Below are 9290 nucleotides of genomic sequence, written 5' to 3'. Positions count from 1 at the left end.
GCTAAATCGCTTTTATTCAGTACCTTAATACAGGGTTTATCACCGCGTAAGCTGGCCACCATCGGGTTTTCACTGCTGTAAGGAATGCGCGCATCCAAGACTTCGATAATTAAGTCGATTTTGGGCATCACTTCTTTAATTTGTTTTTGGGCCTTATGCATGTGCCCTGGATACCACTGAATGGCCATTTCACTCACCTTGAACTGTCAAATTGGGCTCATTGTACTGATTGCTTAATGAAAGTGTAGCGCTTTGTGTTTGGCATAGCAGGGCGACACGGCGTGACCAATGATGAATATTGTTAAAAATTATGCAGTTTATACTAAATAATGCTGTACTTACTGCTATGTTATTAACACTTAATATTAATCTTGTTTTGGCCCGATTTAGGGTTTGGTCTAGGCTGTCTTAGGGAAGAGATAATGTCTAATAATGAACCGCTTAAAGAAGCGACTCCAGCAGCTGTTGCTAGCCTCGACAGTTCCACGCATGTAGACGTCGAACCGCATCGCTCAGGGGTGAGTTTAGAAGCCCGTTATCAATATCATAAGGCGCGCCATCAACACTATAAAAAGGCGTATAGAAAACTACGACCCTATCGCTGGATTAGTTTGTTCATGGGCGTGCTGTGTTTCAGTGCGGTGTTTCCACTGATAGCGGTATGGCCGTCTTATCATGATCTACAAGATAGTTATGAGGGTAGTGTAGCCGAGCTGAAAATTCTGGAAGATCAAAACAAACAATTGAAAGAAGCCCTGTTGCTTGAGCGGCGTAATAACTTTGAGCTAAATCGAGAAAATCAGCCAGAGTTGCGGATCTTTGTTTTTGATACCCTAATTGCCACCGACCAAAGTCAGATCCGCTCTGCTTTTTTTGAAGTGGGTGAGAAGGTGGGTAAACATGTCAATGTGCAGTATCAGTTACTGGCGCAAGGGCCGATTGAGAAAAATCTTGCCTTAGTGTTGATTGATCAAACCGGACAACAAATCTTCCAACAAAGCATCGACTTTGGTAATAAACCTCCGCAAGAGGCGGAGTCGGTCACCGTGGAAGGCACCATAACCTTGGATAAAAATCTAGACGTACGTTACTTTAGGATTGTTGAACTAAGCCAACAGAACTAGCGCTCAGGCTTGTTATCTTCGTTTATTTTTATGCTCTTAAGCCACGTTAATCTATTACACGTTATACTGGCGACATCATTGGATAAGGGCTTAAGAGGATAGCATGTACCTTAGCGATAAATTTGATAGTGGCAATATTGAGTCGGTGGACTTAAGCGACCCACAAAACCTGCAGTTAGCCATCAAGCGCGACAATCAATCAGATTTTTTTCAGTGGTTTCATTTTCGTTTTGAAGCAGAGCTTGATAAGCACTATCGCTTCAATATCATCAATGCTGGCCAATCAGCCTACCCACAAGCGTGGAAAGGTTACCATGTGGTCGCTTCCTACGACCGTGAACAGTGGTTCCGTATTGATAGTGAGTTTGATGGCCAGCAACTCAGTTTTGGTGTGTTGCTGGAACAAAACAGCATCTATTTTGCTTATTTTACGCCCTATAGTTACGAGCGCCACCAGGATCTGATTCATGGGTGTTTAAGTGATGAGCGGGTCAGCCTGAATACCCTGGGCCAAACCTTAGACGGTCGTGACATGAGTTTATTAACCATTGGTGACGCCGAGCTGGCAAAAAATAAGGTGTGGGTGATAGCCCGCCAACACCCTGGTGAAAGCATGGCCGAGTGGTTTATTGAAGGGATGTTAGCGCGCTTGTTGGACCAAGATAACCCACTGGCTATCACCTTATTAAAGGATACGGTGTTTTATGTGGTGCCTAACATGAACCCCGATGGCTCGGTGCGCGGCCACTTAAGAACCAATGCAGTAGGCACTAACCTAAACCGAGAGTGGCAAAATCCTAGCATGGAACGCAGCCCCGAAGTGTTTTTGGTAAGGCAAAAAATGCTGGAGCTAGGAGGGGATTTATTCCTCGATATTCATGGTGACGAAGAGCTGCCGTATAACTTTGTGGCTGGCTGTGAAGGTATTCCTTCTTACGACCAACGCCATCAACTTTTAGAAGACACCTTCAAACAGGCATTTAAGGCGATTTCTCCGGATTTTCAAGATACTCACGGTTATCCAAAAAATAAGCCCGGTGAAGCCAATTTAAATATTGCCGCGGCATGGCTGGGTGAGCAATTTAAAACCTTGTCTTACACCATCGAAATGCCTTTTAAAGATAATGCAGATTTGCCCGATCCTGACTTCGGCTGGTCGGCCGAGCGCTCGATGCAACTAGGGGCTGATGTATTGTTTGCTATTAAGCAGACTCTTGCAAAAATGTAGCGTTTATTAGGGGGGGGCTGCCTTGGCATTCTCCCTTGTTTAACCCTCTCTGTTGCCACTACCTGTCTAATTTTTTTACACTGATAATTTGTGATATTTCATCACCACCTCATGAAATTTTACAAATTTAAGTCAACTCATGATTGAAATGTGATGGCGCTCAAACTCTATTAGGGAAGCGCCCCGCTGGTCATTTTACAGTGGTCACGGCAGGCTTGAAGCCATTCCCCGACTTAAATCACTATCTATATGATAATAATAACTTTTTGTTTGCTGGAACGGTTCATGCTTCTATCGCGGGCGATGATTAAGCTGATGCATGGAGTGCAACATGAAACAAGTGACAAGAACAATGCTGTTGGTCGGTTTAAGTTGGGGTTTACTCTCTAACTTTGCTTCAGCCGCGCTTATCTATGATCAAGAGGTGAGTAATGAAGTAATTTTTGGCAGTGGCAACTTGAACGGAGGGTTTACTGTAGACCGGCAAAACGGCATTGAGCTGGGTTTGCGAGCTAAATTGCGCTTCGATGAAACCAACAGCCCGCAGAATGTTTTTAATAGTGATGGTGCTGGCAGTTACCAGTTTGACAATATTTTGCCACCAAGTGGTTTTGGTTTTGCACCGGGTTCTACTTCTACCGCTATTTGGAACTTTGAGTGGTCAGTTAACAGTAGTTTCGATGGTAGCGGCGGCATGTTAAGTGATTACACGTACTTATTACAAATCGATTTTGATCCCAGCGCCGCAACTCATTTCTTAGTTTTCGATCCGGTTAATGTGAGCAATGCCGACCATGCCCTAGGTAACAATGCTACAGCTAATGGGGCAGGCTTGGTTGATTCGGTGAACTATGCAGCACTACTTGATGATTACAATTTGGTGCAAAATTCTTGGAACATGGAATTTTTTGATGACGCCACTTATAGCTTCGATGCCAGAGTAGCGGGCACTTACGACATTAGGCTCAGTGCTTACGACCAACAGGGGCGTGAATTAGCGAGCAGCGCCATACAGGTGGTTAATGCAGCCGTGCCTGAGCCGCAAACTTGGTTGAGTTTTGCCTTGGCGATGTTTAGCTTGTTATGGATGCGGCGTCGACAAGCTTAATACCGGCATCTAGATTAACTAAAAACGGAGCCAAATGGGGGCTCCGTTTTTTGAGCGTCGTTTAAGTTAACAAGCCGATGTACACTTGCAGCACAATCAGGTTGACGATGTCGATGAAGAAGGCCCCCACAATCGGTACCACCATGAAGGCTTGCGGCGAAGGACCGTTGCGCGAAACCAGAGCACTCATATTCATCACTGCGGTTGGGGTCGCCCCTAAACCAAAGCCACAATGCCCACCCGCTATAACAGCTGCATCGTAGTCTCGGCCCATGAAGCGGTAACTCACATAGCTGGCAAATAGCGCTAACATCAAGGTTTGGCAGAGTAAAATAATCAGTAGTGGTAAGGCTAAATCAAAAATTTCCCATAAACGCAGGCTCATTAGGGTCATCGATAAAAATAACGACAGCGACAGGGTACCCAGTAAATCCACGCACTCAGCATTTACATGGTAGCGGCCGCTTAATTCACTGGTATTGGCAATGACCACACCAAAAAATAGGGCGTAGACAAAGTCCGGCATTTTTAGCCAAGTGAAGGCCAGATCCGTTTCTATTTGTTTGGCAAATTTGGCTAATACCACACAAACCAGCATTAAAAATAAGATTTCAATTACCGTGGTTGGGGTTACTAAGTCTTCTTCTTTGCGGCTATAGGTAACTAAGTCGGGGTGGGTTTTGTGGTGATCCTTACCTTTCGAGAAGGGCGACTCAAGTTGGTTTTTTTTGATCAGCCGCTCACCCACAGGTCCGCCAATAATACCGCCCATGACAAGACCAAAGGTCGCGGCGGCCATGGCAAATTCAAGCGTTGGCATATGGTATTCTTCGGCAAAAATCTGCGACCACGCGGCACCAGTGCCATGTCCTCCCGAGAGGGTAATTGAACCAGCAAATAGCCCCATAAGTGGTTCTAAACCTAGCGATGAAGCTAAGATAACCCCTAGGCCATTCTGCAATATGATATACACCGAGGCGATGCCTAAGAAAACAAAGACTTTGGCGCCGCCCTTCATTAGTAGCTTATAGTTAGCAGCCAAGCCGATAGTACTGAAAAACATCAGCATGAAGGTATCTTGCAAGGGTAAGGAGAATCGCAACTCTATACCTTGCAGCTTCAGCAGGGTGATAATGATGGCCACCACTAAGCCACCCACAATGGGTTCGGGAATGTTGTATTTTTTTAATAACGCGACGTAGTGGCAGATAATTCGGCCGATGAACAAGACACTTAGTGCAATCAGAAAAGACTCTAGCTCACCTATTTGGTAAACGGTATCCATAAAACATGACCTTTACTTTATAGTTGAAGGCTCAGTATAACGCTTGGCTAGTCGGGGATACATAAGCTTCTATTAATAAAATTAGGCAAGTCAATTGCTTGGCGCGAAGGCGTGGGACTAACGAAGGGGTGGTTAGCTTCGTACTAGTTATGAGTCATTGGTTAATCGTCAGTTGAGGGGCTAATTGCAAATAGGATAGGTTAAGAATCAAGTCTAGGCTAAAGCTAGGTAGCCACCTTAGCCTAGTGATAAGAGATTAACGAAGGGTTACAAACTCTTCAGCGCTGGTGGGGTGAATGGCTACGCAAGCGTCGAAGTCTGCTTTAGTGGCGCCCATTTTCATGGCTACGCCAAAGCCTTGTAAAATTTCGTCCATGCCTAAACCAATACCGTGTAGGCCAACCACTTTCTCATCTTCACCCACACAAATGAGCTTCATCTTAGTGACTTGACGGTGTTGAGTGACGGCGGTGTACATGGCGCCAAAGCTAGAGGTGTAAACTTTGACATGGTTTTCACCATATTTAGCTACTGCCTCAGGCTCGGTTAAGCCAATAGTGCCAATGGCTGGGTGGCTAAATACCACTGTGGGTACTAGCTCGTAGTCCATCTTAGCCGTAGTTTTACCGTTAAATAGGCGTTCAGAGAGTAAGCGGCCTGCTTTTACTGCCACAGGGGTGAGCTCGATTTTGCCGATGTTATCGCCTACCGCATACACCCCGTCTACCGAGGTATTAGAATATTCATCAACTTTGATATAGCCATAATCGTCTCGCTCTACGCCAATGCCTTGCAGATTGATTTGGTCGGTGGCTGGCTCGCGGCCAATCGCCCAAATTAGGGTATCCACCTCGAGGCTGTTACCGTTCTCAAAATTCAATTTAAGGCTTCCGTCGGCCAGTTTTTCTACCGACTGGGGTACGCTATGGGTATGCAGGGTAGGGCCGTCTTCGGCCATGATTTCCACTAGAGTTTCGGTGAGCATTGGGTCAAAGTCACGTAGTGGTGCGTGTTTACGCACGGCAAGGTGGGTTTCGCTGCCTAAGGAGTGTAATACTCCGGCTAGTTCTACAGCAATGTAACCTGCCCCTACTACCACAACGCGTTTAGGTTGCTGGTTTAAAGCAAAAAAGCCATCTGAGTCAATGCCCAATTCGGCACCGGGAATGTTGGGAATGCTAGGGCGCCCGCCGGTGGCGATTAGAATATGTTTGGCGCGGATCTGCTCGCCATTCACTTCTACGGTATTGGCATCAACAAATTTGGCAAAACCGTTAATCAGGGTCACGCCATTGTTGCTAAGTACTCGATCGTAAGAGCCGTGTATCCTTTCAATATAGGCTTCGCGGCTAGCCACTAAGGTTGACCAGTCGAATTTATTGACTTGAACATCAAAGCCGTAATCGGGGGCATAGCGGTGAATGGCTTCGGCCACTTGGGCACCAAACCACATCGCTTTTTTCGGTACGCAACCTACGTTTACACAGGTGCCACCAACGTGGCGAGCTTCAATTAGGGCTACTTTTTGGCCATACATTGATGCGCGGTTAGCAGAGGCAATGCCACCGCTACCTGCGCCAATGCATAGGTAGTCGAATTCTTTCATAATTACTCCATGTTGGGCCGAAAACTTGCCGCAGTATAGCCTGTCCGACTAACAGATGTTAATCGGCTTTTTGCGCTTGGTAGGGGATCCGTATGGAGAAATGTACCCCTTCACCGGGTTGGCTATCAAAGGCAATATGGCCTTTAAGTAGCTGCACTACTAAGTTGTAAACGATGTGAGTGCCCAAGCCGCTGCCGCCTTGACCACGTTTTGAGGTGACAAAGGGATCGAAGATCCGTTTGGCAATATCACTATCTACGCCACGTCCCGAATCATGGTAATCAATGTGTAATTGATCGTTTTCTTTGTGTATAGAAATGTTGATCCGCTTTTCGCCATCCCAGTCTTCAAAACCGTGTTTCACCGAGTTGAGGATCAGGTTGGAGTAGATTTGCGTAAAGCTACCGGGGAAGCTGTACAGTTCTAAATCGTTGGGGCAGTCCACCACAATTTCACAGCCAGAGCGGCGAATTTTATGGCCCAATGAGGTGATAACTTGGTTCACATTTTCATTTAAGTTGAAGGTGTAACAAGCCTCAGAGCTTTGATCTACCGCTACTTGTTTAAAGCTGCTGATTAAGTCTGAAGCGCGGCGTAAGTTGTTGAGTAACAGCTCGGTAGATTGGTTGAGATTGCCGATTAATTCGTCCATGAACTTACGGCTTAGCTTGCCGCTTTCTATGCTCTTTTTCAGTTGGTTACCTTGTTCTTGTAGATAAGACGCGGCGGTGACGCTAATACCAATCGGGGTATTAATTTCATGGGCTACCCCGGCCACTAAGCCCCCTAATGAGGCCATTTTTTCAGCTTCTACCAAGGATTGTTGGGCATTTTTCAATTTGTCAAAAGCACTGGCCAATTGCAGATTACTTTCTTCCAAGCGCTCGGTACGTGATTTAACTTTTTGCTCCAGCTCGTCATTGAGTTTTTTAATCTCATTCTCAACTCGTTTGAGTGGGGTAACGTCGTAACCAAAGGCAATCATACGCGAAACATGATTACCCTCGTAAAAGGGGACAAAGGTCCATAATAGGGTGTATTTGTTATTGGCTTGGTCGGTGAGGGTGAGTTCCTGGTCTTGAATCACCCGCAATTGGCGCAGGTCGCTCTCTATTTTTTCCCGCATATCATTATCAATGAATACACTCAGCCAGTTTTGCCCCACCAATTCATCTTGATGAAAGCCGGTGAGCATGACCCCTGCAGGGTTAGCGGTTAATACATTGAGTTGGTTATCTAGGGTTACAATCACCGCGTTACTGGCATTAATTACGGTGGCGGAAAAGTCACGCTCGTGAGCCAGTTGGTCGGTAGCCTTGAGCTTTTGAGCAAACTCATGGTCAATCTTTAGGGTCATTTGATTGAGGGTATTGACCAGTTCTCCTAGCTCGTCGTTGCGCGTTTTCCCCTTGGTATCTAACTTAAGCGGTGCGCCTAAGTTGTCTAAATCCAAATTACGGGTGTATTCCACAATGGTGTTGAGGTGGCGTACGATAAGATAATAAATAATGAATAGAATGCCTATCGATACCACTAGCGTTTTAATGGTTTGGCTGACCAAAATTAAAATGGCTTTTTGCCAAATGCGTTGATAAACCTGCTCTAAAGAGGCAGCCACAAACAGTTTACCTACCATTTCTCCTTGATATATCAACTCAAATTCTTGAGAAAGATCGTAATGATCGGCAGAGCGGCCGCGGGCTAACAAGGGGACTTCGGAAGAGCCTAAAATTTCTTTTACCAACACATATTGCATGTTGGGTAAGTTCATAATGCCTTCAATTTGTACTTCAACTTGTTCTTCATCCAAGTTCCACAAGCTGGCGGCAATCGGTTGTAAAAAACTGACTTCGATTTGATCAATGCTTTCTTCGATGACTTCAACGTCTTGTTTGTAGTCGTAACGTAATTGAATGAGGGTAATAATTAGAGCAAGTAAGGTAGAACAGATAAGAATGTAGGACAGCATTCGTAAAGATAAGCTGTTAGTTCCCTTATTTAAGGCTAATTTATGCCACAACCCAGTGTTTTGGCTCACTGAAGTTTTGTTGTTATTGTCCATTAATTATTGAGTCCTGTTGGCCTAGCTTATTGAAAAACCAGAAAACCAAAATAATCCCTAAGGAAATCATAGTCTAATTCAAAGCTATGTAAACAGTGGAAATGATGAATCGCGGGTTGATTTACAAATTATCAACCCCAGATTAAGGTATTCATAGTTATCATTTCTTCAGCCTTAAGGATCCCCTATGAGCAACCCCTTACTTGATTTGCCAGGATTACCTCCCTTTAGCAAAATTAAGCCGGAACATGTGCAGCCTGCAGTAGAGCAAGTGATAGCTGAATGCCGCGCCACTATTGAGCAAGTGCTCGAGCAACCTAAACCCACTTGGCAGAATTTTATCTTGCCCTTGGATGAAGTAAATGACCGCCTAAGTCGCTTATGGTCGCCAGTGAGCCATTGTAATTCGGTGGTAAACAGTCCCGAGCTACGCGAAGCCTATGAAGCTTGTTTACCGCTATTGTCGGAATACAGTACTTTTGTTGGCCAACACAAAGGCTTATACCAAGCCTATAAGCAGCTAGCCGAAGGCGAAGATTTTACTAGTTACAATTCGGCACAGAAAAAGACCATTACAGATGCGCTACGTGATTTCGAGTTGTCGGGCATTGGCCTCGCGGCTGAGCAACAAGCTCGTTATGGAGAAATAGTTAAACGGCTCTCTGAGTTATCATCACAGTTTTCTAATAACGTATTAGATGCCACTTTGGCTTGGCAAAAACATATTACCGATGTAGCGGAACTAGCGGGCTTACCTGAATCAGCTCTAGCCGCCGCTAAACAAGCCGCAGAGCAAAAAGATTTAGACGGTTATTTACTGACTTTAGAGTTTCCTAGTTATTTACCGGTGATGACTTATGCTGATAAGCGCGAGTTG

Annotated in this window: 7 protein-coding genes and 1 pseudogene; 4 read left to right on the top strand and 4 right to left on the bottom strand. The window is 45.3% G+C overall.

Going from position 1 to position 9290, the window contains the following annotated elements; genetic code table 11:
• Nucleotides 1-188 (bottom strand): YlqF/YawG family GTPase (locus tag ACQY6Q_RS12265; protein WP_427981805.1); only part of this gene is annotated, 188 nt, incomplete at its 3' end.
• Between the two features lie 234 nt (nt 189-422).
• Here ACQY6Q_RS12265 and ACQY6Q_RS12260 point away from each other — a divergent pair.
• From ACQY6Q_RS12260 to ACQY6Q_RS12250, 3 genes are all read left to right on the top strand, one after another.
• On the top strand, nt 423-1124 hold the full coding sequence (locus tag ACQY6Q_RS12260; protein ID WP_427981803.1) for a hypothetical protein: 702 nt from the start codon (nt 423-425) through the stop codon (nt 1122-1124).
• Between the two features lie 103 nt (nt 1125-1227).
• The gene (locus ACQY6Q_RS12255; RefSeq protein WP_427981801.1) at nt 1228-2352 is read left to right on the top strand and encodes a M14 family metallopeptidase; all 1125 of its coding nucleotides are present in this window, start codon (nt 1228-1230) and stop codon (nt 2350-2352) included.
• Between the two features lie 331 nt (nt 2353-2683).
• On the top strand, nt 2684-3460 hold the full coding sequence (locus tag ACQY6Q_RS12250) for a PEP-CTERM sorting domain-containing protein (protein WP_427981799.1): 777 nt from the start codon (nt 2684-2686) through the stop codon (nt 3458-3460).
• Between the two features lie 61 nt (nt 3461-3521).
• Here ACQY6Q_RS12250 and gltS read toward each other — a convergent pair whose 3' ends face one another.
• The 3 genes from gltS to ACQY6Q_RS12235 form a co-directional block, all read right to left on the bottom strand.
• On the bottom strand, nt 3522-4745 hold the full coding sequence (gltS, locus tag ACQY6Q_RS12245; RefSeq protein ID WP_427981798.1) for a sodium/glutamate symporter: 1224 nt from the start codon (nt 4743-4745) through the stop codon (nt 3522-3524).
• 256 nt (nt 4746-5001) lie between these two features.
• Nucleotides 5002-6351, bottom strand: coding sequence for a glutathione-disulfide reductase (gene gorA / locus ACQY6Q_RS12240; RefSeq protein ID WP_427981796.1), 1350 nt, complete (start codon nt 6349-6351; stop codon nt 5002-5004).
• 58 nt (nt 6352-6409) lie between these two features.
• On the bottom strand, nt 6410-8413 hold the full coding sequence (locus ACQY6Q_RS12235) for an ATP-binding protein (protein ID WP_427981794.1): 2004 nt from the start codon (nt 8411-8413) through the stop codon (nt 6410-6412).
• A gap of 187 nt (nt 8414-8600) precedes the next feature.
• On the opposite strand from ACQY6Q_RS12235, the pseudogene ACQY6Q_RS12230 reads away from it, so the two are divergent.
• Nucleotides 8601-9290 (top strand): annotated as a pseudogene (locus ACQY6Q_RS12230) (oligopeptidase A); the annotation flags it as partial.

It is taken from the genome of Agarivorans sp. (assembly GCF_050295395.1).
Taxonomy (GTDB): domain Bacteria; phylum Pseudomonadota; class Gammaproteobacteria; order Enterobacterales; family Celerinatantimonadaceae; genus Agarivorans.
Note: the sequence above shows the minus strand (reverse complement) of the source record. Positions and strands in the feature narration are given on the sequence as shown.